General features: G+C 71.5%; 26 protein-coding genes. 16 read left to right on the top strand and 10 right to left on the bottom strand.

Annotated features, from left to right (window positions below; translation table 11 throughout):
* Nucleotides 1–39 precede the first annotated feature (39 nt).
* A complete protein-coding gene (locus OG322_RS10945; RefSeq protein WP_123461570.1) occupies nucleotides 40–1,008 on the bottom strand; it encodes a diacylglycerol/lipid kinase family protein in 969 nt (322 codons plus the stop codon).
* A 245-nt stretch (nucleotides 1,009–1,253) separates the two neighbouring features.
* On the opposite strand from OG322_RS10945, the gene OG322_RS10940 reads away from it, so the two are divergent.
* Nucleotides 1,254–1,637 (top strand): hypothetical protein, encoded by a 384-nt coding sequence (locus OG322_RS10940; RefSeq protein WP_329307726.1) that lies wholly within the window; start codon nucleotides 1,254–1,256, stop codon nucleotides 1,635–1,637.
* An 84-nt stretch (nucleotides 1,638–1,721) separates the two neighbouring features.
* Here the strand turns inward: OG322_RS10940 and OG322_RS10935 are convergent, their stop codons facing one another.
* From OG322_RS10935 to OG322_RS10925, 3 genes are all read right to left on the bottom strand, one after another.
* Complete coding sequence (locus tag OG322_RS10935) at nucleotides 1,722–2,702, bottom strand: RNA polymerase sigma factor SigF (protein ID WP_398911565.1); 981 nt, start codon at nucleotides 2,700–2,702, stop codon at nucleotides 1,722–1,724.
* Nucleotides 2,699–3,112 (bottom strand): anti-sigma regulatory factor, encoded by a 414-nt coding sequence (locus OG322_RS10930; RefSeq protein WP_014048265.1) that lies wholly within the window; start codon nucleotides 3,110–3,112, stop codon nucleotides 2,699–2,701. The genes OG322_RS10935 and OG322_RS10930 overlap by 4 nt, the downstream gene beginning before the upstream one ends.
* A 232-nt stretch (nucleotides 3,113–3,344) precedes the next feature.
* Nucleotides 3,345–3,605: a UBP-type zinc finger domain-containing protein gene (locus tag OG322_RS10925; RefSeq protein WP_123461572.1), complete on the bottom strand. Its 261-nt coding sequence runs from the start codon at nucleotides 3,603–3,605 to the stop codon at nucleotides 3,345–3,347.
* A gap of 35 nt (nucleotides 3,606–3,640) precedes the next feature.
* Between OG322_RS10925 and OG322_RS10920 the strand changes: the two genes are divergently transcribed.
* The gene (locus OG322_RS10920; protein WP_123461573.1) at nucleotides 3,641–5,239 is read left to right on the top strand and encodes a Na+/H+ antiporter; all 1,599 of its coding nucleotides are present in this window, start codon (nucleotides 3,641–3,643) and stop codon (nucleotides 5,237–5,239) included.
* Here OG322_RS10920 and OG322_RS10915 read toward each other — a convergent pair.
* The 4 genes from OG322_RS10915 to OG322_RS10900 form a co-directional block, all read right to left on the bottom strand.
* On the bottom strand, nucleotides 5,218–6,165 hold the full coding sequence (locus tag OG322_RS10915) for a 1-aminocyclopropane-1-carboxylate deaminase/D-cysteine desulfhydrase (RefSeq protein ID WP_329306359.1): 948 nt from the start codon (nucleotides 6,163–6,165) through the stop codon (nucleotides 5,218–5,220). The genes OG322_RS10920 and OG322_RS10915 overlap by 22 nt on opposite strands.
* Nucleotides 6,166–6,205: 40 nt before the next feature.
* Nucleotides 6,206–6,796, bottom strand: a complete 591-nt coding sequence (locus OG322_RS10910; protein WP_123461575.1) for an N-acetylmuramoyl-L-alanine amidase — start codon at nucleotides 6,794–6,796, stop codon at nucleotides 6,206–6,208.
* Nucleotides 6,797–6,943: 147 nt separating this feature from the next.
* Nucleotides 6,944–8,140: a globin domain-containing protein gene (locus OG322_RS10905; RefSeq protein ID WP_123461576.1), complete on the bottom strand. Its 1,197-nt coding sequence runs from the start codon at nucleotides 8,138–8,140 to the stop codon at nucleotides 6,944–6,946.
* 115 nt (nucleotides 8,141–8,255) lie between these two features.
* Complete coding sequence (locus tag OG322_RS10900) at nucleotides 8,256–8,705, bottom strand: RrF2 family transcriptional regulator (protein WP_124285003.1); 450 nt, start codon at nucleotides 8,703–8,705, stop codon at nucleotides 8,256–8,258.
* A gap of 175 nt (nucleotides 8,706–8,880) precedes the next feature.
* Between OG322_RS10900 and OG322_RS10895 the strand changes: the two genes are divergently transcribed.
* From OG322_RS10895 to OG322_RS10875, 5 genes are all read left to right on the top strand, one after another.
* Nucleotides 8,881–10,287, top strand: a complete 1,407-nt coding sequence (locus tag OG322_RS10895; RefSeq protein ID WP_123461577.1) for a family 2B encapsulin nanocompartment shell protein — start codon at nucleotides 8,881–8,883, stop codon at nucleotides 10,285–10,287.
* A gap of 194 nt (nucleotides 10,288–10,481) precedes the next feature.
* On the top strand, nucleotides 10,482–11,525 hold the full coding sequence (locus OG322_RS10890; RefSeq protein WP_123461578.1) for a family 2 encapsulin nanocompartment cargo protein polyprenyl transferase: 1,044 nt from the start codon (nucleotides 10,482–10,484) through the stop codon (nucleotides 11,523–11,525).
* Between the two features lie 187 nt (nucleotides 11,526–11,712).
* Nucleotides 11,713–12,381: a DUF6304 family protein gene (locus OG322_RS10885; protein WP_123461579.1), complete on the top strand. Its 669-nt coding sequence runs from the start codon at nucleotides 11,713–11,715 to the stop codon at nucleotides 12,379–12,381.
* A gap of 155 nt (nucleotides 12,382–12,536) precedes the next feature.
* Nucleotides 12,537–13,520 carry a DUF1648 domain-containing protein gene (locus OG322_RS10880; RefSeq protein ID WP_266410981.1) on the top strand — a complete coding sequence of 328 codons (984 nt, stop codon included), beginning with the start codon at nucleotides 12,537–12,539 and terminating at the stop codon, nucleotides 13,518–13,520.
* 2 nt (nucleotides 13,521–13,522) lie between these two features.
* Complete coding sequence (locus OG322_RS10875) at nucleotides 13,523–13,879, top strand: GntR family transcriptional regulator (protein ID WP_123461581.1); 357 nt, start codon at nucleotides 13,523–13,525, stop codon at nucleotides 13,877–13,879.
* Between the two features lie 157 nt (nucleotides 13,880–14,036).
* On the opposite strand, the gene snpA is transcribed toward OG322_RS10875, so the two are convergent.
* Entirely contained in the window at nucleotides 14,037–14,702 is a 666-nt protein-coding gene (snpA, locus tag OG322_RS10870) for a snapalysin (protein WP_241200133.1), read from the bottom strand.
* Between the two features lie 278 nt (nucleotides 14,703–14,980).
* On the opposite strand from snpA, the gene OG322_RS10865 reads away from it, so the two are divergent.
* The 6 genes from OG322_RS10865 (at nucleotide 14,981) to OG322_RS10840 (ending at nucleotide 20,719) form a co-directional block, all read left to right on the top strand.
* Nucleotides 14,981–15,934: a LysR family transcriptional regulator gene (locus OG322_RS10865; RefSeq protein ID WP_185095394.1), complete on the top strand. Its 954-nt coding sequence runs from the start codon at nucleotides 14,981–14,983 to the stop codon at nucleotides 15,932–15,934.
* Nucleotides 15,935–16,075: 141 nt separating this feature from the next.
* Nucleotides 16,076–17,089, top strand: coding sequence for an NAD-dependent epimerase/dehydratase family protein (locus OG322_RS10860; protein ID WP_241200134.1), 1,014 nt, complete (start codon nucleotides 16,076–16,078; stop codon nucleotides 17,087–17,089).
* Nucleotides 17,090–17,267: 178 nt separating this feature from the next.
* Nucleotides 17,268–18,653 (top strand): choice-of-anchor A family protein, encoded by a 1,386-nt coding sequence (locus OG322_RS10855; protein ID WP_329306358.1) that lies wholly within the window; start codon nucleotides 17,268–17,270, stop codon nucleotides 18,651–18,653.
* 9 nt (nucleotides 18,654–18,662) lie between these two features.
* On the top strand, nucleotides 18,663–19,019 hold the full coding sequence (locus OG322_RS10850) for a DUF952 domain-containing protein (protein ID WP_123461586.1): 357 nt from the start codon (nucleotides 18,663–18,665) through the stop codon (nucleotides 19,017–19,019).
* On the top strand, nucleotides 19,016–19,951 hold the full coding sequence (locus OG322_RS10845) for an SDR family oxidoreductase (RefSeq protein ID WP_123461587.1): 936 nt from the start codon (nucleotides 19,016–19,018) through the stop codon (nucleotides 19,949–19,951). The genes OG322_RS10850 and OG322_RS10845 overlap by 4 nt, the downstream gene beginning before the upstream one ends.
* Before the next feature lie 153 nt (nucleotides 19,952–20,104).
* Nucleotides 20,105–20,719 (top strand): nucleotidyltransferase domain-containing protein, encoded by a 615-nt coding sequence (locus OG322_RS10840; protein ID WP_123461588.1) that lies wholly within the window; start codon nucleotides 20,105–20,107, stop codon nucleotides 20,717–20,719.
* Between the two features lie 2 nt (nucleotides 20,720–20,721).
* Here OG322_RS10840 and OG322_RS10835 read toward each other — a convergent pair whose 3' ends face one another.
* Complete coding sequence (locus OG322_RS10835; protein ID WP_123461589.1) at nucleotides 20,722–21,333, bottom strand: TetR/AcrR family transcriptional regulator; 612 nt, start codon at nucleotides 21,331–21,333, stop codon at nucleotides 20,722–20,724.
* A gap of 101 nt (nucleotides 21,334–21,434) precedes the next feature.
* On the opposite strand from OG322_RS10835, the gene OG322_RS10830 reads away from it, so the two are divergent.
* From OG322_RS10830 to OG322_RS10820, 3 genes are all read left to right on the top strand, one after another.
* A complete protein-coding gene (locus OG322_RS10830; RefSeq protein ID WP_329306357.1) occupies nucleotides 21,435–22,922 on the top strand; it encodes an MFS transporter in 1,488 nt (495 codons plus the stop codon).
* Between the two features lie 64 nt (nucleotides 22,923–22,986).
* A complete protein-coding gene (locus OG322_RS10825; protein WP_124285009.1) occupies nucleotides 22,987–23,436 on the top strand; it encodes an effector-associated constant component EACC1 in 450 nt (149 codons plus the stop codon).
* Nucleotides 23,429–23,947, top strand: coding sequence for a hypothetical protein (locus OG322_RS10820; protein ID WP_329306356.1), 519 nt, complete (start codon nucleotides 23,429–23,431; stop codon nucleotides 23,945–23,947). Before OG322_RS10825 ends, OG322_RS10820 begins: the two co-directional genes overlap by 8 nt.
* The last annotated feature ends 195 nt before the right edge of the window (nucleotides 23,948–24,142 follow it).

Below are 24,142 nucleotides of genomic sequence, written 5' to 3'. Positions count from 1 at the left end.
GTCCAAACGTTCGAGTTAAAGGACTTTGGTCCCTTCCACTCACACAATCACACGCAGTGCACGGCGTACGCCTGTGAACGTCACACTTGTACGCACCCCCAGGTGGTCACCGTCCATCTGGAAAGGCAGTGGCGCCTTTGAATGCAAGGTGAAGTCCGTGAGGTCATGCAGTGAAACCGCGTGCTTACCGTGTGGCCCCTTCTCGGGACTCGAAGTGAGCAGCTGAGTGGCGTAGCGGGTGACCGCCGCCGTCGACAGCCGCTGCAGGCCGAGGATGTCCAGGGCGGTGTCGAACGAGGCCTTCGGAGAGGCGTACATCGGGCGATTCCCCAGGTAGGTCCAGGGTGCCGTATTGCAGATTATGGAGAGCGCGAGATCGGTGACCGGCTCGTGTCCGGGCACGTCGAGCGTGATCATTCCCTGCCGCCGGTGCGGTTCCTCAAGGAATTGGCGGAGCACCTGGCGGACGTACAGCGCATGGGTCGACCGCTTTCCCTGTTCGCGCCGCTGTTCGACCCGGCCGATGACGCCGGCGTCGAATCCGAGGCCGGCGCAGAAGGTGAACCAGCGCTCCGGCACCGATTCGTCCTCCGTGCCGGGGGTGCCGGCCGCCAGGCCGAGGCCGACGGTGCGCTCCGTGCGGTTGGCCAGCGCGTCCAGAATGGCGCCGGTGGCCTCCACCGCGTCGTTGGGCAGACCGAGGGCGCGCGCGAAGACATTGGTGGAGCCACCGGGAACCACGGCGAGTTTCGGCAGGTTGTCGATGTCGGGGCCGTTGTGCAGCAGGCCGTTCACGACCTCGTTGACCGTGCCGTCCCCGCCGAGTGCCACCACGAGATCGATGTCGTCGCTGTCGGCGGCCTGACGCCCCAGGTCGCGGGCGTGCCCGCGGTACTCGGTGGTCACGGCCTCCAGCTTCATCTCGCTGGCCAGTGCGTGAATGAGCACGTCACGGGTCCGCGCACTGGTGGTGGTAGCAGCTGGATTGACCACAAGAAGTGCGCGCATGACCGCCAGACTACCTACCGCGGGTTATCGGCCTGAAGTCCTGCCCGATGACCTTCACGCACAGTGACGGTCCGGGTGCGGTGGGGCGGCCCGGGGTGGCCCGGGCCGCCACGTTCCGGTGGTGTGACGGCCCCGGCTTCGCTTTCGCGGGTCCGGGGTGCCAACCTGCATGGGTGAGTACTCAGCAGAACGCGCCCTCGTCGGCGCCGCCGGCCGCACCGCCGAAGCCGGCCAGGATCACGGTCGTGGCCGGACTCAACGCCATCGAGGGCGCGGCCCTCGTCATCGGCGGGATCTACATGCTGGTCATGGGGCTGCTCGGCCGCCCCGACAGCCCGCAACAGGCCGAAATGGGCGGTCTCACCCTGATCGCGCTCGGGCTGATCCCGCTGTTCGCCGCCCGTGGGCTGCTGCTGCGGCGCAGCTGGAGCCGCGGGCCCGCCCTCATCACCCAGATCATCGCGCTGCCGGTGGCGTGGACGCTGCTGCGGTCGCACGGCGTGCTGATCCCGGCCGGGATCGTGCTCGCGGCGATGTCCCTGACCGCGCTGTACCAGCTGGCCAGGCCGGCGACGATCGAGGCCCTGGGCATCCGCCGTCCTGGCGCGGAGCCCGACACCGACGACTGACGCGTACGCGCGCAACGCGGGCAGCCCTTCGCCGCTCCGGCGTGCGTCGCGGCTGCCGGTCCTCCGGGGCCGCGCGCCGTCCGGCTACTCCTCGACGAGCAGCCGCTCGCGCAGCTGTGCCAGAGTGCGGGCCAGTAGTCGCGAGACATGCATCTGCGAGATGCCGACCTCCTGTGCGATCTGCGACTGGGTCATGTTGCCGAAGAACCGGAGCAGCAGAATCCGCTTCTCCCGCGGTGGCAGGTCCTCCAGCAGCGGCTTGAGCGATTCCCGGTACTCGACGCCCTCCAGCGCCTCGTCCTCGGAGCCGAGCGTGTCCGCGACCGCGGGGGACTCGTCGTCCGTGTCCGGCACGTCCAGCGAGAGCGTGCTGTAGGCATTGGCCGATTCCAGGCCCTCCAGGACCTCTTCCTCGGAGATGCCGAGCCGCTCCGCCAGCTCGTGCACCGTGGGCGAACGGCCGTGCTGCTGCGAGAGCTCCGCGGTCGCCGTGGTCAGCGAGAGCCGCAGCTCCTGGAGGCGGCGCGGCACGCGCACCGCCCAGCCCTTGTCACGGAAGTGGCGCTTGATCTCGCCGACGACCGTGGGTGTGGCGTACGTCGAGAACTCGACGCCCCGCTCCGGATCGAACCGGTCCACCGACTTGATCAGGCCGATCGTGGCGACCTGGGTCAGATCGTCCAGAGGCTCGCCCCGGTTACGGAAGCGCCGGGCCAGATGCTCCACGAGCGGCAGATGCATCCGCACCAGCCGATTGCGCAGTTCGGCCTTCTCGGCCGAGCCCTCGGGGAGTTTGCCCAGCTCGATGAACAACGCCCGCGCCCCGCTGCGGTCGTGTGGATCGTGGTGCCCGTGCTCGCTCATCTGGCCTGCCCGCTCCGCCTGCGACTGCTCCACCACGACCGTAAGGCCAGCGGGCCCGTCCACCCCGTCCACCGCACGGGGCAGGTCCGCCTCGTCCACCGGATGTGTCAGGGCCTGCTGCTCCGGGATGCCTGCCGCGTGCACCACCCCTGGTCGGATCGTCTCGTCCCGCACAGGACCGTCCCCGTTCCCGTTGCTCACGCCGGCCCGGGTCCCGCGCCGCGCTGTTTGTACAGGCTGATGCTGACCGTGCGGTCATCGGCGACCGTGGAGTCGACCTTTCCTGCCAGTGCGGAGAGCACCGTCCAGGCGAAGGTGTCGCGCTCCGGGGCCCGCCCGTCCGTGGTGGGGGCCGAAACCGTCACCTCCAGAGAGTCGTCGATGAGACGGAAAACGCAGCTGAGGACGGAGCCGGGCACGGCCTGCTGAAGCAGGATCGCGCAGGCCTCGTCGACCGCGATGCGAAGATCCTCGATCTCGTCGAGAGTGAAGTCCAAGCGCGCTGCGAGACCGGCCGTGGCCGTACGCAGCACCGACAGGTAGGCACCCGCTGCGGGCAGTCGGACCTCTACGAAGTCCTGATTCCCGGGCTCGCCTGCGATCTGGGACACCCTCACCTCCAAGGTGGCACAAACTCATTCGAGGATCCGGGAAGAGTGCCCCGGAGCCATGCGGTACGTCTTCGGTTCTTGGTCCGGTGACGCTATCGCGATCCATGATGCCGTGTCGCCGGGACCCCGTCCCATGACTGTCACTCATGGTAAGCCCACGAGTACGCACAGTGGCTAGAGGTCTGTGGCGGTCAATTACGAACAACAGGCGCCGGTTTGACGTACCCAGACGTCAGACGATCGAACCGTCCTCGAAGCACCAGCGCCAGCTTTCGCCGGGTTCGAAGCTTCGCATCACCGGATGACCGGTCTCCTTGAAATGCGTCGTGGCGTGCTGCAGCGGTGAGGAATCGCAGCAGCCGACACGGCCGCATGCCAGGCAGAGCCGCAGCTGCACGGGGTGGGTCCCCGCTGCCCGGCATTCGAGACAGGTCTCGCTGAGGGGTGCGGGCTCGGGGCGCGGCAGATCTGATACGTGCGGGCACTCACTCATGATTGCCAGGTTACGACGGATGCGAGGACCGTGAGATGGATGCATTGCCACTGGTGGCACTGGTCGCGGCCAGTGCGGCGATGGCGGGGCTGGCCCGCCGCACGCCGGTGCCCGCCCCGCTGTTTCTGGTGGCCATGGGGCTGATCGCCTCGTACGTGCCGGGGGTGCCGACGTACACCCTGGACGCGCACATCGTGCTGCCGCTCCTGCTGCCACCGCTGCTCTACACGGCCGCCGTCGACAGTTCGTACCTCGACCTGCGGGCGAATCTGCGCCCCGTCGCGCTGCTCTCCGTCGGCTATGTGCTGTTCGCGACCGTCGCGGTCGGCTGGCTGGCGTACCGGCTGGTGCCCGGTCTGCCGCTCACCGCCGCACTGGTGCTGGGCGCCGTGATCGCCCCTCCGGACGCGGTCACGGCCGCGGCGATCGCCCGCCGGGTCGGCCTGCCCGCCCGGGTCACGACGATCCTCCAGGGCGAGTCCCTGGTGAACGACGCCACCGCGATCACCGCGTACAAGGTGGCGCTCGCCGCGGCCGTGGGCGAGGGGATGAGCTGGGGCGCCGGGATCGGCGAGTTCTTTCTCGCGTCGGTCGGCGGTGTCGCGGTCGGCCTGGTGCTCATGGTGCCGCTGCACTGGCTCCGTACGCACCTGAAGGAGGCGCTGCTCCAGAACACCCTGTCGCTCCTGATCCCCTTCGTGGCGTACGCGGCGGCCGAACGGGTGCACGCCTCGGGGGTGCTCGCGGTGGTCGTCGTCGCGCTCTATCTGGGCCACCGGGCCTGGCAGGTCGACTTCGCGACCAGGCTCCAGGAGGCGGCCGTCTGGAAGATGGTCGCCTTCATCCTGGAGTCCGCGGTCTTCGCGCTGATCGGCCTCCAGCTGCCCTTCGTGGTGAAGGGGCTCGGTACGCACGCCGTCGCGGACGCCCTCTGGTACGCGGTGGTGGTGTTCCTGGCGGTCGTGGTGGTCCGGTTCGTCTGGGTCTATCCGGCGACCTATCTGCCCCGGTGGCTGTCGAAGCGGATCAGGGACCGGGAACCCGAGACCGACTGGACCGCGCCGCTGATCGTCGGCTGGGCCGGGATGCGCGGTGTCGTCTCGCTCGCCATCGCGTTCTCCATCCCGATGGTCACGGCCGGCGGCGCGGACTTCCCGGCCCGCAACCTGGTGCTCTTCCTGACGTTCACCACGGTGATCGGCACCCTGGTCATCCAGGGGCTCACGCTGCCGCTCCTGGTGCGCGTCCTGAGGCTTCCGGGGCGCGACCGGCAGGCCGAGACCCTCGCGGAGGCGCAGGCGCAGAGCGAGGCGTCCACGGCCGCCGAGGCGCGACTGGAGGAGCTGCTCACCGACGAGCGCAACCGGCTGCCCCAGCCGCTCACCGACCGGCTGCGAACCGTCCTGGAGCGGCGCCGCAACGCGGTGTGGGAGCGGCTCGGGGCGTCGAATCCGGTGACGGGGGAGTCGGCGGACGACACCTACCGGCGGCTGGCCGGCGAGATGATCGAGGCCGAGCGCGAGGTCTTCGTGCGGCTGCGGGACGAGCGGGCCATCGACGACGAGATGATGCGGACCCTGCTCAGGCGCCTCGACCTGGAGGAGGCGGCGGCCTACCGGGAGGAGGCGGACTGAGGGGCTCCGGGCGGCTCGGCCGGGTCCGGGCCTCCCGTGATCACGGCGGCGACCGCGGTGCCCGCGGGGAAGGCCCCCTCCTCGGCCAGCACCGTGAGCGCGTACAGGAGTTTGGCCACATAGAGCCGCTCGACCGGCAGCCCGTGCCGGTCCTCGAAGTCGTCCGCGAAGGCGTGCAGGGCGACAGTGGTGCGGGCGTAGCCGCCGAAGTGGAAGCGATCGTCCAGGGACCAGGCGCCGGCCGGTCCGCCGAACGCCTCCCGCTGGAGGTCCCGTACCGTGTCGCCCAGGAAGCCGCCGCGCAGGACCGGGATGCCGAGGGCGCGCTGTCCCGGCGCCAGGCCGGCGGCGAGGCCGGCGAGGGTGCCGCCGGTACCGCAGGCCACCGCGGCCACCGCGGCCCGGCCGTGCAGCTCGCGCCCGAGCTCTGTGCAGCCCTGTGCGGCCAGGGCGTTACTGCCGCCCTCCGGGATGACCTCGCACTCCCCGTGGGCGCTCAGCAGCCCGGCCAGGACCTGTGGATCGGCCTTTGCGCGGTACGTCCGGCGGTCCACGAAGTGCAGCCGCATCCCGTCGGCGGCGCACTGGGCGAGCGAGGGATTGAGCGGGCGGTGGGCCAGCTCGTCGCCGCGGACGACGCCGACGGTACGGAAGCCCAGCAGCCGGCCCGCGGCGGCCGTGGCCCGCAGATGGTTGGAGTACGCCCCGCCGAACGTCAGCACGGGACGTCCGGCGGCGGCGAGCAGGTTGGGGGCGAGCTTGCGCCATTTGTTGCCCGGCAGATCCGGGTGGATCAGGTCGTCGCGCTTGAGCAGCAGCTGTACGCCGTGCCGGCCGAAGCGGTCGTCCTCGGCCGGCTGGAGGGGTGACGGAAGCGCCGGCTGCAGCCGGGAGAGGCCGGGCGGACGGGGTGGTGTGGCGGGCATGTCCCCATTGTGGACGTGGTCCGGGCGGGCCGGCGGGCGGCTACTTGAGGCGGTCGTGGACCCGTGCTCGCATGGAGGCCATCGTGAAGCCGCGCGGGTCCACCTTGCCCGGTTGCCACTCCAGGTGTCCGATGACCGACTTGGAGGTCCAGCCGTGGTGGCGGCAGATCGCGGCTGCCGTCTTCTCGATGGCTTCGAGCTGGACGTCGGGCCAGGGGTCCTTGCCGTCGCCGAGGTTCTCGCACTCGAAGCCGTAGAAGTGCCGGTTTCCGTCGGTGTTGGCCTCGTTGTCCGACGGCAGGCGCTTCTCGGCGACGACGGCGCGCAGGACGTCGTCGTCGCCGAGACCGGCGTGATTGACCCGGCCGTAGCCGACCAGATGGACCCTGCCGTCCTTCGCGATGACGCCGTGGCACAGCGGCCCCGGCAGGCCGGAGTGGCCGTCGCGGCAGAGCCGGACGGTGGCGTCGGTGCCCTGGGTGACGGTGTGGTGGATCATCACGCCGTTGACCGGGCCCCAGGAGCCCTTGTGGTTGCGGTTGTGGGTACGCCAGTCGCCTACCTGGACGACGGTGAGCCCCTCGTTCTTCAGGGCGGCGAGGAAGGCGCTCGCGGACATGGGTGAGGACATGGCCGGCTCCTTTTGCGCGTGGGGAGTATGTCCGTACAGCGCTTGTACCCGGCAAAGAGGCCCCGGGCCAGTTGTGGGCCGTTCACGGGGCTCTGTTCGGGCGGTGTGCGAGCCGATCCGGTCAATTCCCCGAGCAGCGGACCCGGTTCAGTCCTTGGCGAGCCACAGGTCGGGGCCGAACACCTCGTAGTGGATGTCGGCCGCCGGGACACCCTTGGCGAGCAGCTGGGTGCGTACGGACCGCATGAAGGGCAGCGGGCCGCAGAGGTAGGCGTGGGTGCCGGACGGGATGACCAGACCCGTCAGGTCGACCAGGCCCGTGCGGTTCGCGGGGTGGCCCGGCTCGGGGTTCTCGTACCAGAAGTGCGCCGCGGCGTCGGGAAGTTTGCCCGTGAGCAGGGCGTGGTCGGTGCGCATGGCGTGGTCGTCGGGGGAGCGGTCGCCGTGCACGACGGTGACCGGAGTGCGGTGATCGTCGTTCGCGAGGTGCTCCAGCATCGAGAGCATCGGGGTGCATCCGATGCCCGCGGAGGCGAGCAGGAGCGGTGCGTCGGCGGACTTCAGTACGAGGTCGCCGTACGGGGCCGACACCCGGAGCCGGTCGCCCGCCCGGACCCGGTCGTGCAGCTGTCCTGAGACCTCGCCGTCGGGGGCGCCGCCGCCGTGCACCCGCTTGACGGTGATCGAGCGGAGCGGGGAGCCGGGGGCCGAGGAGAGGCTGTACTGGCGTATCTGACGTGCGCCGTCCGGGAGTTCGGACTGCACCGAGACGTACTGGCCGGGGTGGAAGCCGGGGGCGGGCGAACCGTCGGCGGGGCGGAGCCGGAAGGTGGCGACGTCCTGGGTCTCCTCGATCCGGGAAACCACCTCCCAGTCGCGCCAGACATCACCGGCGAGCACGCCCTGCTGCGCGTACAGCCGCTCCTCGATGGCTATGAGGGCGTTGGCCATCAGCCAGTAGACCTCGTCCCAGGCGGCCGCGACCTCCGGGGTCACGGCGTCGCCGAGCACCTCGGCGATGGCGGCGAACAGGTGGGTGTGCACGACGTCGTACTGGGCGGCGGTGATGCCGAGCGAGGCGTGCTTGTGCGCGATGCGGCCGAGCATGGCGTCGGGGCGGGTGTCCGGGTGCTCGACCAGCTGGGTCGCGAACGCGGCTATGGAGCCGGCGAGCGCCTGGCGCTGGGCGCCGGAGGCATGGTTGCCGCGGTTGAAGAGGTCGCGCAGCAGCTCGGGGTGGGCGTCGAACAGCTTGCGGTAGAAGAGATCCGCGATGTCTGCGATGGCCGCGCCGACGGCGGGGAGGGTGGCACGGACAGTGGCGGTCGACGGCTCGGAGAGCATCGTGACTCCTCGGTTTTGAATTGGTATCTGAGATGCGTATTTTTGGGCGGAGTGCGGAGCGCGGAGTGCGGAGTGCGGCGGGGGTCGGGGCGGGGCCCTTTGGCGCGGGTGCGGTTCAGTCGCCGGGTGGCCGTCCGGCGCTGATGCCGATCAGCAGCGGTCCCGTGGGGGAGGCGACGAGTTCGGCGACGGTGATCGGGTCGAGCGTGGCGTAGAAGGCTTCCGCCGCCTGGCGCAGGGCGCCGCGCAGCCGGCACGCCGAGCGCAGCGGGCACGGGGTGGCGCCCTCGCAGTCGACGACGTCGCCCGGGCCCTCCAGCTCGCGGACGAGCCCGCCGATCGAGGCGGACCGGCCGCCCGCGGTGAGGGTGAGCCCGCCGCCGCGGCCGCGCCGTGCCTCGACCAGGCCGAGGTGCTGGAGCCGGGCCACCACCTTCGCGGCGTGGGAGTACGGCACTTCCATGGTCGCCGCCACCTCCCGGGTGGTCGGCGGGTCCTCGTTCTCCACGACGGCGAGGCGCATCAGTACACGCAGCGCCACGTCGGTGAATCTCGTCAGCCGCATGACCGCCACCGTAGATAATTGGCATTCAAGATGCAAGTTAACCGGTCCGTGGGCATCGCGCAGCGTTGTGCCCAGCCCAAAGCCCTATTAGTCACACTCTTTTGTGTAATGGCGCGCCGAGTCACGTGCTGAAAGGCTTCTTCCGCAGCTCAGCCGATGATCGAGAGGACGCCAGATGTCCGTTGGTGAAGAGGTTCAGAACGTGCAGGTGCCGCCGCAGCAGAGTCTTGGCACGGCAGCCGCGCGGAACCTCGCGACGACCACCAAGTCCGCTCCGCAGATGCAGGAGATCACCTCACGGTGGCTGCTGAAGATGCTCCCTTGGGTCCAGGTGCAGGGCGGCACATACCGGGTGAACCGCAGGCTGAGCTACTCGGTCGGCGACGGCCGGGTGACCTTCGTGCAGACGGGGGACCGGGTGGCGGTCATCCCCGCCGAGCTCGGTGAACTCCCGGCCCTGAGGGACTTCGGGGACGAGGAGGCGCTCGCCGAGCTGGCCCGCAGGTGCGAGCAGCGTGACATCCCCGCCGGACGGCTCCTGGCCGCGGCCGGTGACGCGGCGGACCGGGTCTTCCTGCTGGCGCACGGAAGGGTCGAGAAGATCGGCACCGGCCCCTACGGGGACGAGACGGTGCTCGGGGTGCATGCCGACGGGGCGTACTTCGGCGACCACGCCCTCATCGAGGGCGACGCCCTCTGGGAGTATTCGGCCCGCGCCGTCACCGACTGCACCGTACTGACGCTGCAGCGGGCGGATGTGCTCAACCTCGCCGAGCGGTCCGACTCGCTGCGCGAGCATCTCGCCGGGCTGCTGGCCATCCCGCAGCAGCGCACCAACAAGTACGGCGAAGCGGAGATCGACCTGTCGGCGGGGCACAGCGGCGAGGCCGTCGTCCCGCACACGTACGTCGACTACGACTCCGCGCCGCGCGAGTACGAACTGAGCGTCGCGCAGACCGTGCTGAAGGTCCACAGCCGGGTCGCCGACCTGTACAACCAGCCGATGAACCAGACCGAGCAGCAGTTGCGGCTCACGGTCGAGGCGCTGCGTGAGCGCCAGGAGCACGAGCTGATCAACAACCGCGAGTTCGGCCTGCTCAACAACTGCGACTACGGCCAGCGGATCCAGCCCCACGACGGCGTGCCCGGTCCCGACGACATGGACGAACTGCTCTCGCGCCGCCGCGGATCGAAGCTCTTCCTGGCCCACCCGCGGGCCATCGCCGCCTTCGGCCGGGAGTGCAGCAAGCGCGGCCTGGTTCCGGAGAGCGTGGATGTCGGCGGGCAGCGCATGTCCGCCTGGCGCGGGGTTCCGATCTTCCCGTCCAACAAGATCCCGGTCACCGACGCCCGCACCACATCGATCATCTGCATGAGGACCGGTGAGTCCGAACAGGGCGTCGTCGGACTCCAGCAGACGGGCATCCCCGACGAGATCGAGCCCAGCCTGTCGGTCCGCTTCATGGGGATCGACGAGCAGGCGATCATCTCCTACCTCGTGACGGCCTACTACTCGGCGGCCGTACTGGTGCCGGACGCCCTCGGCGTCCTGGAGAACGTCGAGGTCAGCCGCTGGCGTTAGGGCGGGCGAAGCGCCACGGGGCAGGCGGGGCTCCCCGCACACGCCCCAGGCCCGTGCGCCCGGACCGCCGGGGCTGTCCCCGGGTCCGGGCCCACGGGCCACGGTCCGCAGTACCCACAGCAACCACCCACGTCCCCGGCCCGGAGCGACAGCGACCCGGCCGGGACGACAACGACCGGGGTGACCGATTGACCATGACCTATACGGATGCCGCGACCGAGGGCAACGAGGCCGCAGCTCTTCTGGAGTACACCCGATCCCTCGTCGACCCCCACCTGCGGGCGGCGGTCGCCTCGCTGCCCGGATCGATCCGGCGCGTCGCCATGTACCACTTCGGCTGGCAGCACGCCGACGGAAGCCCGGCCGCGGGCGGCGCGGGCAAGGCGATCAGGCCCGCGCTCGTGCTGGCCGCCACCCGGGCGCTCGGAGGCGACCCCCGGGACGCCGTGCGGGCGGCCGTCGCCGTCGAACTGGCCCACAACTTCACCCTGCTGCACGACGACGTCATCGACGAGGACCGAACCCGTCGCCATCGCGCCACGGCCTGGGCGGTCTTCGGTATCCCGGACGCCGTCATCGCGGGCGACGCCATGCTGGCCCTCGCCCAGCGGCTGCTCGCCGAGGACGCCCGTGCGGTGTCGTCGCGCGCCTCGGCCCGGCTCTCGACCTGCGTCATCGAGCTGTGCGCGGGCCAGCAGGCCGACTGCGCCTTCGAGGAACGCGGCCCGGACGAGGTCTCGTTGGACGAGTGCCTGGCCATGGCCACGGCCAAGACGGGCGCGCTGCTCGGCTGCGCCTGCGCGCTGGGTGCGCTCTACGCGGGCGCGGACGAGCGTGGCGTCGGAGCGATGGACGGTTTCGGCCGGGAGGCGGGGCTGGCCTTCCAGCTCATCGACGACCTCATCGGCATCTGGGGTGACCCGGCCCAGACCGGGAAGCCGGTCGGCGCCGATCTCGCCGCCCACAAGAAGTCGCTGCCCGTGGTCGCCGCACTCAATTCCGGAACCCCGGCGGCCACGGAGCTCGCCGCGCTCTACCGCGGTGCCATGAACACGGCCGGGGAGGTGAGCCGTGCGTCCGACGCCGTCGACCGGGCCGGCGGCCGTGACTGGGCGCAGATCTACGCAGCGGACCGGATGGCCCGCGCCGTGCACCACCTGTCCCGCGCGGTGCCCGATCTGTCCGCGGCGGGCGATCTCCTGGCCCTGGCGGAGTTCGTCACCCGCCGGGCGCACTGAACGAAGGGGCGTGACGTGGAGGACGTGATGTGAAGGACGTGACGTGAAGGGGCGTGAGGCGAAGGGGCGGGACGCGACGGGCGGCCTCCGGCGGGCGGGTTGATGATCGGCCGAGGTCACAGGGCCCACGCGGGGAAGTGGAGGGCGGCAGGGGGAGTGTCGGAGGCACGGGCTACAGTCCCTGCCCATGACAGATGAGTCGTGGGCAGGGTGGTACCGGGACCGGCAGGGATCCGATGCCGTCATCCTCACCACCGACGGACAGCAACTCCGCCTCCGTATCCGGGGCGTCGACTTCGAGGGCGAAAGCTTCGACGGTCTCCGCCCCGTGGCGGGTACGCCGGACCAGGGCGAGATGTTCGCCCTGGCGGACGGCGTGCTCAACGACTGCGTCCTGGAATGGGACCTGCCGTTCCCGGTCATCGCGGACGGGGTGGCCCAGCAGGCGAGGCTCAGCTGCCTGCTGTCCCTGCGCAGGCCGGACCCGTACCTCTACCTGGAGCTGCAGTTCGGCGGAGCGGGCTTCCGGTCCCATCGGGCCGAGAGTGACTTCGGGTCCGCGCTCGCCACCATCCAGCGGGTTCTTCCGCCCGGGGTACGGCTCCAGACCTGTATAGCCTGCGCCTTCTCGGACTACTTCCCGGCGCCCGGCCGCGGCCTCTCCGGAGGTCTCGCCTGCTTCCGGGGTGCCAAGGACGCCTACCGCGGCGCGGACGGCCAGGGCGATGTCCTCGATCTCTGGGACCGGCGCAGCGGTTTCGTCCAGGAGACCTGGAGCTGCCCGGAGTTCGAGCCCAGGCCGGCGGCGGGCGCGGGCACCGGCCACCGTGGCGCGTTCCCGCTCGAACTGGCCTGACCGCTCGAACCCGCCTGACCGCTCGAACCCGCCCGACCGCTCACCCCCTGAACCGACTCACCGCCCCAGCCCGCCTGACAGCGCGTCACCGTCAGGCGGGTTCCGCATTGCCGCACTTCTATTGTTCTACTAACATGCGAACAATGGAGGTTTTGATGAACCGTAGGAATGTCGGCCGTGTGGCCGTTGCCGTGCTGCCGTTCGTGCTCGCTCCCGCCGCCGACCTCATCCTTTTCGCCGCCCGCCGTGACCGGCTGCCCGCGCAGCTGGCCAGCCACTTCGTGGGCGACGGTCAAGTGGACGACCATGCGAGCCAGGGCTCGTACGTCGCGGTCATCGCGGTCCTGTTCGTCGGGACCGGCGCCCTGTGGGCCCTGATGTCGGTCACGGGGAAGTTCACCGCCCGCGGGTACCGGACGCTCGTCGCCAGTGGCTATGCCTTCGCCGGAAGCCTCGGCTACCTGATGGCGGTCGTCATGCTCGTCAACGTGGATGCCACCGAGGACGCGCAGGGCCGGGCGCAGGGTGTCTCGTTCCCGATGTGGCACATGGCCGCGGCCCTGGGAGTCGCCGCGCTCGCCTTTGGGCTCGGTCTGCTGCTCGCCGCGCTCCTTCCCGCACCGGAGGAGCCCGCCGGTGGCGGGCCGGCCGGTGACGGCGCACGGATCGCGCTGGCCGACGGGGAGGTCGCGGGGTGGGCGCGCAGCGCCGGGACCTGGTGGCTGCCCCCGCTCGCGCTCGCCGTGCTCGGGGGCGGGATCGCCCTGATGTTCACCGCGAGCTGGATGGCTGCGGTTCCGGCGCTCCTCGTGGGGGTGCTCTTCGCGAGCTTCGCCCGTCCGTACGTATCAGTGGACCGGCGCGGCATCACGGTGTCCGGGGTGCTGCCGTGGCCGCGCATAAGAGTCCCGCTCGACAGGATCGAGGCGGCGAGCAGCCGTAATATCAAGGTCCTGGCCGAGTACGGGGGCTGGGGCTACCGGATCGGCCCCGGGCGTACCGGCGTCATGATCCGTTCCGGCGAGGGGATCGTGGCAAGGCTCTCCGGCGGACGGGACTTCGCGGTGACCGTCGATGACTCGGCGACCGCTGCCGCGCTCCTCAACACCCTGATCGATCAGCGTCGAACGGAACAATGACCATGCTCTTCCGGGTCGACCCCACCTCTACCGTGCCGCTCGGCGACCAGATCGCGGCCTGCGTGCGCCGTGCCGTCGCCGACGGGGCGGTGGACCCGGGGGAGCGGCTGCCCGCCGCCCGGGTTCTCGCGGAATCGCTGGGCGTCAATGTGCACACGGCGCTGCGCGGCTACCAGCGGCTGCGCGAGGAAGGGCTGATCGAACTGCGCCGGGGGCGCGGCGCGGTGGTCGCCGCGGGCGCCTCCCCGCACCGCGCAAGGCTGCTGGAGCGGGTACGCGAGATGGTCGGCGACGCCCGTGAACTCGGGATGACGGAGGACGAGCTGCTGACCCTCGTCCGTACCGAACTGAACAGCTGACAAGGGCTGACGGTCGCGAACACCGCCGAAACGGCGCCGCCCCCGCGAAGGACGGGCCGCACCCCGCCCCCGCGAAGGACGGGCCGCACCCGCCCCGCGGTGGGCCGCGAACCCGCGAAGGGCCACCTCGTCCTGCGAGGTGGCCCTGTCGGCAGGGTCAGGAACCGCTGCGGGCGAGCGCGGCCGCGAAGCCGTTCTGCCACAGGTAGTTCACCTGGTTGCGCTCATTGGCGTTCGGATACGGGTTGGTGCAGGAGGGGCCGGGGCCGCCGCCCGACATCAGCTCGCTGCACGGGCCCGAGTAGTGGTCCGGCAGACCGAGCACGTGCCCGGTCTCGTGGGTCGTGACGCGGGTCGAGTTGTACTGCTGGTTCTGCGCGTAGTCGAGGAAGATGTAGCCGTTGCCGTGTCCGTCGGTGCTGGCGTACGAGCCGCTCGGGTCGTTGCCCTCGTAGTAGGTGAAGTCGGCGTTGGACCCCTCCTGCAGCCGGACGTTGGAGACCGAGCTGTTCCAGATCTGCGCGCTGTTGGCTATCTGGGTGCGGAAGCTGGGGGCGTTGGCCGTGCTGTAGACGATGGTGACCGACTGGACGCCCGGGTGGGCGGCCCGCTTCTCGGCCACCGACTTCGCGACCGCCTCGAAGAACGCCTTGTTGGCGGCGGCGCTCTCGTGCGATCCGGAGTGGGCGGTGTACGCGACGTGGGGGGCGGAAGAGGCAGGTGCCGGGGCGGCAGAGGCGAGCGCGGGTGCGGTTCCCAGCGCGGCGGCGAGGCCGAAGCCGAGGCCGAGCACGGCCGACATGACGGTCCTGGGGTGTCTCATGGGGGGTCTCCTACCAGTTACCTGTCCGATGAACCCGTCCGATGATCGGACTCGGACGGGGGCGGTACGGAGAGAGTGTCGGCGAAGCGGAGCCACGGCGGATGATGCCAACCGGCGATAACACCGCCCTATCACCCCGCTGCCACTCCTGGGCGAGGACGGGATGACGCGAGAGCGCACAAGCGGTGTCCGGCATTCCAACGACCGCTGAATTGCAGGCCTTTGATGGGGTTGGGGCGTCTGGTGCGGCGCGGTCCCGCCGCCCTAGGCTCGGCGGTATGGAGCTTGAGGTGAGGCACCTCAGGGCGCTGTGCGCCATCGCCGACACCGGCAGCCTGCACCGGGCGGCCCGCAGACTGGGCGTGAGCCAGCCCTCGCTCACCACTCAACTGCGCCGGATCGAGAACTCCCTGGGCGCCGAGCTGTTCAGCCGCGAACGCACCGGCTGCCGCCCCACCCTGCTCGGCCACGCCGTCCTCAGCCGGGCCCGCCCGCTCGTGGACGGGATGCGCGCCCTGGTCACCGATGCGAAGGCGGAGGCGGACGCGGCCCGCGCCGGCGGCCCCCGGCTGCGGATCGGCTGCACCGCCAGCCGGGTCGTCGGCGACTGGCTGCGCAGGCTGCGCATCCGGCTGCCCGGCACGGACATCTCGCTGCGGGTCGACGTGTCGGCCCACGCGCTGCTGCGCGCGGTCGAGGCGGGCCGGCTCGACGTCGCCTTCGTGCACGAGGTGGAGGGCTGCCCGCTGTACGTGCCGGACGGTCTGGTGCAGCGGGTGCTCCTGGACCGCGAACCGCAGTTCATCTCGATGGCCCGCGACCACCCGGCCGCCGCCCTGCCCGTCGTCGACCTGGCCGACCTGGCCGCCGACCGGTGGATGGTCGACCCCACGGTGGACGGCGAATGGGACGGTCTGCGGCGGGTGTTCGGCGCGGCCGGGGTCGCGCCGACCGTGCTGCACGGCGACTACCTCACCGCCGCCTCCCTCGTCGTCCTCGGCGAGGCGGTCGCCCCCTGCCAGCCGACCTCAGGCCCGCGCGACGACATGGCGATCCGCCCGCTGCGCGACGACCCGCTCGCCGTACGTCTGCTGCTGGTCTCCCGGCCGGGCGCCGACATGGCGGCGGTGTACGGGGAGTTGGAGGCCGCGTACCGGGAGGCGGCCCGGCAGGCCGACGGCTACCACCAGTGGCTGCTGCGCAACCGGAGCCCGCTCGCCCGTTCCTCCTGAGGACGGACCGGGCAGGGCCTGGACGGACCGGGCAGGGCCTGGGCGGACCGGGCGGTGCCCGAGCACGGACCCGGCCGGGCCCGATTCAGCCCAGAGCGAGGCCGGTTCCGGTCCGGGGCGCGGGGAGGCAGAGTCGGCGTCATGAGGCTTCTGATGCTGGGTGGTACTGAATTCGTCGGCCGGGCCGTCACCGAGGACGCCCTCGCGCGCGGCTGGGAGGTCACGGTGTTCCACCGCGGCCACCACGCGCCGCCGCCCGGCGCGGCCGAACTGTTCGGCGACCGCTCCGCCGAGGGCTCTCTGGCCGCCCTCGAAGCCGCCGGGGGGCCGGGGGGCGGCACGTACACCTGGGATCTGGTCGTCGACACCTGGAGTGGCGCCCCCTCGGCCGTACGGGACGCGGCCCGGCTGCTGTCGAGCCGTGCCCGGCGGTACGCGTACGTCTCCAGCCGCTCCGTGTACGAGTACCCGACTCCGGCCGGCCTGCCCGAGGACGGTCCGCTGGTGGACGGTGCCTCACCGGACGACGGTGGGGACGTCTCGTACGCCCTGGCCAAACGGGGTGGTGAACTGGCCGCGCTGGACGCCTTCGGCGACCGGGCGCTGCTCGTCCGCGCGGGACTGATCATCGGTCCCTGGGAGAACATCGGCCGCCTGCCGTGGTGGCTGACGCGGATTGCCCGCGGCGGAGCCGTGCTGGCCCCCGGGACCCCTGATCTGCCCCTTCAGTACATCGATGCCCGTGACCTCGCCGGATGGCTGCTGGACGCCGCCGAGAGCGGACTGCACGGACCGTACAACCTGGTCAGCCGCCCAGGGCACGCCACGATGGGGGAGCTGCTCGACGCCTGCGTGCGTGCCACCGGCTCCGATGCGGAGCTGCGCTGGACCGACACCGGGGCGATTCTCGCGGCGGGCGTGGAGCCCTGGACCGATCTGCCGGTCTGGCTGCCGCCGGGGGAGCTGTACGACAGCGTGCACCAGGGCGATGTCAGCAGGGCGTACGCCACGGGGCTGCACTGCCGGCCGGTCCGGGAGACGGTCGCCGACACCTGGACGTGGCTGTGTGAACTGGGCGGCAGCGCACCGCAGCGGCCCGACCGGCCCGCGGTCGGCCTCGATCCGCAGACCGAGGCGAAGCTGCTGGCGGGCTGACGGGAGCACCGTCCAGCACCCGTCCGGGCATCTAACCGAGCCGCCATCCGAGTACCCACCCGAGCACCGGCCCGAGCCGCCGTCCAGGGCTGACCCGGCCGACCGGTCGGCGGAAGGGGGCTGCCCGCCCGGCGTGGCACAGCTGATGAGCACTCAGTAAAGCTGCATATTGCGCTGTATGGGAACAAAAGCGCGCAGGAGCGGTAACGCCCACCGCGTGGCGGTGACGGTGGCGGCAGCGGCGGCCATGGTGGGGGCCATCGCACCCACCGCGGCCGCCGAGCCGCTGCCCGGCGGTCTCGGACCGTGCCTGGGGGATGACTGCCCCGCCACCTGGAACGATCCGAACAACGGACCCGTGGTCGGCCACGACAGCAACATCAACATCTACGTCGGTGGTGACTACCTGGTCAGGGAGGCCGCCGCGGAGGCCGAGGGGAAGATCGTCACCCTCGGCCGCTTCGACATGAGCAAACGGGCCGGTGCCTCGCAGATCTACAACGTCGGCGTCGCAGGGGTGGGGTCGCGGGTGCCACCGCCCAACGACTCCGACTTCCTGACGGTGGGCGGCGATCTGAGCGTCGCCACCGATGAGCGGCTGCTCGCCGAGGAGGGGCTCAAACACGGTGTGGTGCGATACGCCCAGGGCCTCACCGGGACGGTGATCCCGACCGCGGTCCACGACGCCGACGCCGCCGCTCCGTACACCGCGCTGCGCGACCAGCTGACGGCGGCCAGCCACTGCTACGCGTACGACGACAACAAGGACCACCGGCGCCCGACGACCGGAACGACGCAGAACAACGGCTCCGAGACCGTCTTCACCGGCGACGGCAGCTCCGCTGTCCAGGTCTTCGCGCTGGACGCCGATCTGACCACGGGTTCGGGCGGCCAGGAGGGCATCGTCTTCAACGGCGTTCCCGACGACGCGACCGTGCTGGTCAACGTCTACGGAAGCACCCGCAACATCAGCACGTACATGGGTGTGTTGCCGCAGTCCGGACTCCGTGAGCGTCTGATGTGGAACTTCCCGGACGCCACCACGATCGGGCTGAAGGGCACCGGTCAGTTCCAGGGCAGTGTGCTGATCGGGCAGCAGTCCAGTGTGGCGACCCTGATGATGAGCGGCACCAACGGCCGCTTCTACAGCGCTGGTTCGCTGACCCACACGTCGGAGGGCGAATCGGGCGGCCAGGAAATGCACGCCTATCCCTTCAACGGCGATCCGCCGGACTGCGGCGAGGAGCCGTCGCCGACACCCACCCCGACGCCCACCCCGACGCCCACCCCCACCCCCAGCCCGACGGACACGCCGGGTCCGACCCCGACGGACACGCCCGGACCGTCCCCGTCGGAGACGCCCGGACCGTCCCCGTCGGAGACGACCCCCGGTCCCGAGCCCACCCCGACCCACTCCTGGCCGCACCGGCCCCACCCGGGAGGAGAACTCCCGAACACGGGTTCGCATGGCGGTGAATGGGTGATCGGCGGGATCGCGGCGGCGCTGCTGGTCGCGGGATCGGCGGCCGCGCTGATGGCACGGAGGACGCGTCGGCGCGGCTAGTTTTGGCCCATGGCCGAACTGCTGCACCTCACCGAAGGCCCGCTGTGGGAGGCGGCCCGCGGGATCGGGACATACGAGATGTCCACCCGCGGCCGCACCCTGCACGAAGAGGGCTTCATCCACTGCTCGCTGCCGCACCAGCTCCCCGGTGTGGCCGAGATGCTGTACGGCGCCGGGAGCCGGGCCGGAGCCGGCGACCAGGACCTGGTGGTGCTCGTCATCGACACCGAGCGGCTCCCCGCGCCCGTGCGGTACGAGTCGGTCACACCCGGCGGCGAGGAATTCCCGCACATCTACGGACCGGTTCCGGTCGACGCTGTCGTGGAGGTGCGCCCCTGGCAGCACAAGAAAGGCGACCCCGTATGACCCCCTCGGACGACACGCACGGTTCCGAAGACCTCACGAGCGGCCCCCTCACCGCGGTCACCGGCGCGAGCGGCGCGCTCGGCGGCCGGGTCGCGAAGCGGCTGACCCGGGCCGGTGTTCCCGTCCGGCTGCTGGGCCGCGACCCGGCCCGGCTGCCCGAACTGCCCGGCGCCGACACCGCACCGGCCGCGCCCTACGGCGACGGGGAGGCGATGCGCCGCGCGCTGGCCGGGGCGCACACCCTGTTCCTCGTCTCGGCGCACGAGAGCCCGGACCGGGTGCGCGAGCACGTGAGCGCCGTGGACGCGGCGACGGCCGCGGGCGTCGAACGGATCGTGTACGTCTCCTTCCTCGGCGCGGCGCCGGACGCGACGTTCACCTTCGCCCGGGACCACTGGGAGACCGAGGCGCACATCCGCGTCTCCGGCGTCCGCCACACCTTCCTGCGCGACAGCTGGTACCTCGCCGGCCTCCCGGCGATGACCGGCACCGACGGCGTGCTGCGCGGCCCGGCCGGGGACGGCCGGGTGGCGGCGGTGGCCCACGAGGACATCGCCGACGCCGCGACCGCGGTCCTGCTGCCCGCCGGCGGCCCCGACGGCGACGCCGCGCACGACGGGGTGACGTACGACCTGACCGGCCCCGAGGCGTTCACCCTCGCCGAAGCGGCCGAGGAGCTGAGCCGGGCCGCCGGACGGACCATCACCTATGTGCCCCAGACGCGGGAGGAGGCCTACGCCTCACGGTCCCGGTACGGCGCGCAGGACTGGGAGGTGGCCGGCTGGGTGACGTCGTACGAGGCCATCGCGGCGGGGGAGATGGCCGCCGTCTCGGACGCCGTACCCCGGCTCACCGGCCGGCCGGCCAAGGACCTGGCCACCTACCTCAGGGAGCACCCGGACAGCTACCGGCACCTCCTCCCCCCGGGCTGACGGACGGACCACCCCCGGCGGGCATCCTGGCGTGCCGTCGCCCCACCGGCCCGACCTGCCCCGACTGGAACCCAATCCAACCCAACCCATCGCAACCCGACACGCCCCAACCCGACACGCCCCGCCCCGCCCCGACGAGCCGACCGGAACCCGATGCGTACGGAAACCCCCTGGGGTCCCTGGGACCCGCTGCCCCTCGCCGAAACCGTCCACCTGCTCACCCCGCTGCGCAGCCCGTGGTGGATCGCGGGCGGGTACGCGGTCGAACTGGCCGTCGGCCGCGCCTACCGCGAGCATGGTGACATCGACGTACTCCTGCTGCGCCGCGACCAGCTCGCCGTCCAGCAGATGCTGCCGGGCTGGGAGTGGTGGGCCGCCGATCCGCCCGGCACCCTGCGGCCCTGGAACCCTGGAGAGGTCCTGCCGGCACACGTCCACGACATCTGGTGCCGGCCGGGCCCGGACGAGCCGTGGCGCGTCCAGTTCATGCTCGACGACATGGCGGGTGATGACTGGGTGTTCCGGCGCGACCCCAGGATCAGGCTCCCGCTGGACCGGCTGGGCGCGGTCTCCCAGGACGGCGTCCCCCATGTCGTGCCGCAGGTGCAGCTGCTGTACAAGTCCCGGTCCCGGCGCCCCAAGGACGAGCAGGACTTCGAGGCCGCGCTGCCGGTCCTTGGTGACGACCAGCGCGCCTGGCTGACCGAGACGATCACTCTGGCCGAGGGCGCGGACCACCCCTGGGCGGCCCGGCTGCGGGCGGGCTGAGCTCAGCTCACGTACGTACCCGCCCTCGCGGCCGCCGCGGCGGCGTCGGCCGCGCGGTCGGCGGCCGCCGCGTCGAGCGGGTCGCCGCTGGCCAGCAGGCGGTAGTAGAGCGGCGCCGACACGGCACGGATCACCTCGTCCGGATCCGTGCCCGCGGGGAGCTCCCCGCGCTCGACGGCCTCGGTGACACAGCCGGACCACTCCTTGAGCCGGATCGCGTAGAAGCGGTGCAGGGCCCGAGCCGTGCGCTCGTCGCAGGTCGCCGCCGCGATCACGGAGCGGAACAGGGCGCCCTGGCGCGGGTCGGTGAGGGTCTTGAGCACGAGCCGGGCGTTGGCCCTGAGGTCCTCGGCCAGCGAGCCGGTCGCCGTGCGCGGGGAGGACTGCTCGGCCATGTCGTCGAGCAGATCCGCGATCAGCCCGGTGGGGCTGGACCAGCGGCGGTAGACGGTCGTCTTGCCGACCTCCGCGCGGCGCGCGACATCGGCGAGATCGAGGCGGTCGAAGCCGTGCTCGGCCAGCGCGTCACCCGCCGCGCGCAGGACGGACTCCCGCACCCGGGCGGTGCGCCCGCCGGGCCGGACCGTGCCGGGTTCCACACCCTCAGATGTCATAACGGGTCTCCAGTTCCATTACTGCGCTCTCCTCTGCTACGGTCGCCTCATCTTAACGGAACTACAGAACCGTTAAAACTTCCGCCCGAGGAAGGGCAACCATGTCCGCACCCAGCCAGACCCCGTCACGCGCCACCGGCAGTGCCCCGGCCACCGCGGCCCCGCCGGTGGCCGCACCACGTATGACCGGCCAGCAGAAGCTCGTCCTCGCTCTCCTCCTCGGCGCCCAGTTCATGATCGCGGTGGACTTCTCGATCCTGAACGTCGCCCTGCCGGTCGTCGGCGAGGGGCTCGGCTTCGCCCTCCCGGACCTGCAGTGGATCGCCACCGCGTTCGCCCTGGCCGCCGCCGGGTTCACGCTCCTGTTCGGCCGCGTCGCCGACCTCGTCGGGCGCAAGCGCGTCTTCATGGGCGGGATGGTCGTCCTCGGCCTCTCCTCGGCCCTGGGCGGGCTGGCGACCTCCCCCGGCGTACTGCTCACCGCCCGTGTCCTCCAGGGCCTCGCCACCGCGGCCGTCACCCCGGCCGGACTCGCCCTGCTGACCACGGCGTTCAAGGAGGGCCCGCTGCGCGAACGAGCCCTGGGCCTCAACGGGGCCCTGATGTCCGCCGGGTTCACGGCGGGCGCGATCCTCGGCGGACTGCTCACCGATCTGCTCTCCTGGCGCTGGGCCTTCTTCGTCAACGTGCCCGTCGCCGCACTCGTCGTCGCCCTGGCCCCGTCCGTCATCACCGACTCGCGCCCGGCCGCACGGCCCCGCCTCGACGTGCCCGGAGCCGCGACCGTCACCGGCGGACTGCTGCTCCTGGTCCACGGACTCACGCAGGCCGGCGCGACCGGCTGGACCGCGCCCGCCACCCTGGCCGCGCTGCTCGCCGGTGCCGCGCTGCTCATCGGCTTCTGGTCCGTCGAGAAGAGGGCCGCCGCGCCGCTCGTCCCCGTACACATCCTCAAGCGCCGCAGCGTCATCTGGGGCAACGTCACCGGCTTGATCGCCTTCGTCACCGAGACCTCCCTGGTCTTCCTGCTGACCCTCTACCTCCAGGAAGTCCTCGGTTACTCGCCCCTCGCCACCGGCCTCGCCTTCGGCGTCCTCGGCATCGGCACGGTCATCGGCGGCACCCTCGGCGGCCGCGCCGTCGGCCGGTTCGGCAACCGGGCGACCATCGTCACCGGCGGTATCGTCCAGGCCGCCGCCACCCTCTCCCTGGTCGCGCTCGGCACTTCCGGGACTTGGATCTGGCTGCTGCTGGCGGCCACGTTCGTCGGCGGTGTCGGCAACATGCTGATGATCGTCGGCTTCATGGTCACCGCGACCTCCGGCCTCCCCGACGACGAGCAGGGCCTGGCCACCGGCCTCGCCACGATGACCCAGCAGGTCGGCATCACGCTGGGCATCCCGGTGATGAGCGCCATCGCCACCGCCCGGATGTCCGGCCTCGGCGACAGCGGCCCGCAGGCCGTCCTGTCGGGTGTCGCGGTCGCGATCCTGGTCAACTCCGCGCTGGTCCTGGCCGGGGCGCTGCTCGCCGGCGGCCTTCTCGGCCGCCGGCGCGCGGGCCGGCATCCGCGCCCGGAACGGCCCTGACCTGAACTGGATTGCACCGCTTGACAGTTATTCCTGGGTGGTGATTGTCTCCGAGGGAGATCCGATGCTCAACGCGTCGGTGTTGGCGGAGTGGACGCCGAAGTTCCTGCGGATGGTGATGAGCCCGGGCCTGCCAGGGTCGGCAGGGTCGGCGCCACCGGGATGCGGGGGCGTCATGGGCACCGAGGCCGCACACAGCGTGGAGCTGGCCGTACACCCTCAGGGCGAGCTGGGCTCGCTGCGGACCTGGCTGACTCTGGCCCTGCCTCCGGGAGCGGAGGTCCGCCGGACGCCCGGAACACCGGGCCCCGGCGAGCAGGGCGCGTTCGATGTGCTCAGCGTGCTGGCCGCCAGCACCGGACTGGTCACCGTGATCAAGATCCTGCCGCAGTACCTGCGGGCGAAGCGCAGCGACATTTCCGTCACTGTGTCGGTGCGGGGGAAGAAGGTGACCGTCGACGCCACCAACGTCGAGGAGGTCATGCCGATCCTGGAGCGGCTCCTCGATGACTGACCAGCGGCCACTGCACGACTACGGGCGCTCGCGAGCCGTGCTGATCGGCACGTGGGACTACACGCATCTCACCTCGGTCGCCGCCGCCCGGCACAGTCTGAACCGCATGTACCGGCTGCTCACCGGCCCGCGCTGCGGCTGGCCGGAGGACCGGGTGGCGGTACTGCCCAACGAGCCGGGCCCGGGTGATCTGTCCGACCGTCTGCTCGACCTGTTCGAGGACACCACCGACGTGGCGCTGTTCTACTACGTGGGGCACGGCCAGATCGACGACGAGGACCAGCTCTGTCTGGGGCTGATCGGCTCCCGCACCGAGCCGCACCGGCGGGCGACCACGAGTCTGCCGTTCACCGCCGTACGCCGGGCCGCATGGGCTACAGCCGCGCCGCCACCAAGGTGGTCATGCTCGACTGCTGCTTCTCCGGGCTGGCCACCCACCGCGACCACGCCCTCGCCGGTTCCCCCGAAGAGGTGCTGGAGCGGGCCTCCCGGACCGGCGCCTACACCATGACCGCCAGCAGCGCCGATGCCACCGCCTGGTACGAGGCCGACGCGCACGCGGCGCAGCCGCAGACCTATTTCACCAAGTACCTCGCCGACCTGGTCGACGCGGGCGTTCCCGGCCAGCCGGCCGGGCTGAAGCTGCACCCGCTGTTCTCCCAGCTGCACGACAACCTCGCCCGCGACCGCCGGCCCATCCCGCAGG

This window comes from Streptomyces sp. NBC_01260, assembly GCF_036226405.1.
GTDB lineage: Bacteria > Actinomycetota > Actinomycetes > Streptomycetales > Streptomycetaceae > Streptomyces > Streptomyces laculatispora.
This window is presented reverse-complemented; position numbering and strand designations above follow the sequence as displayed.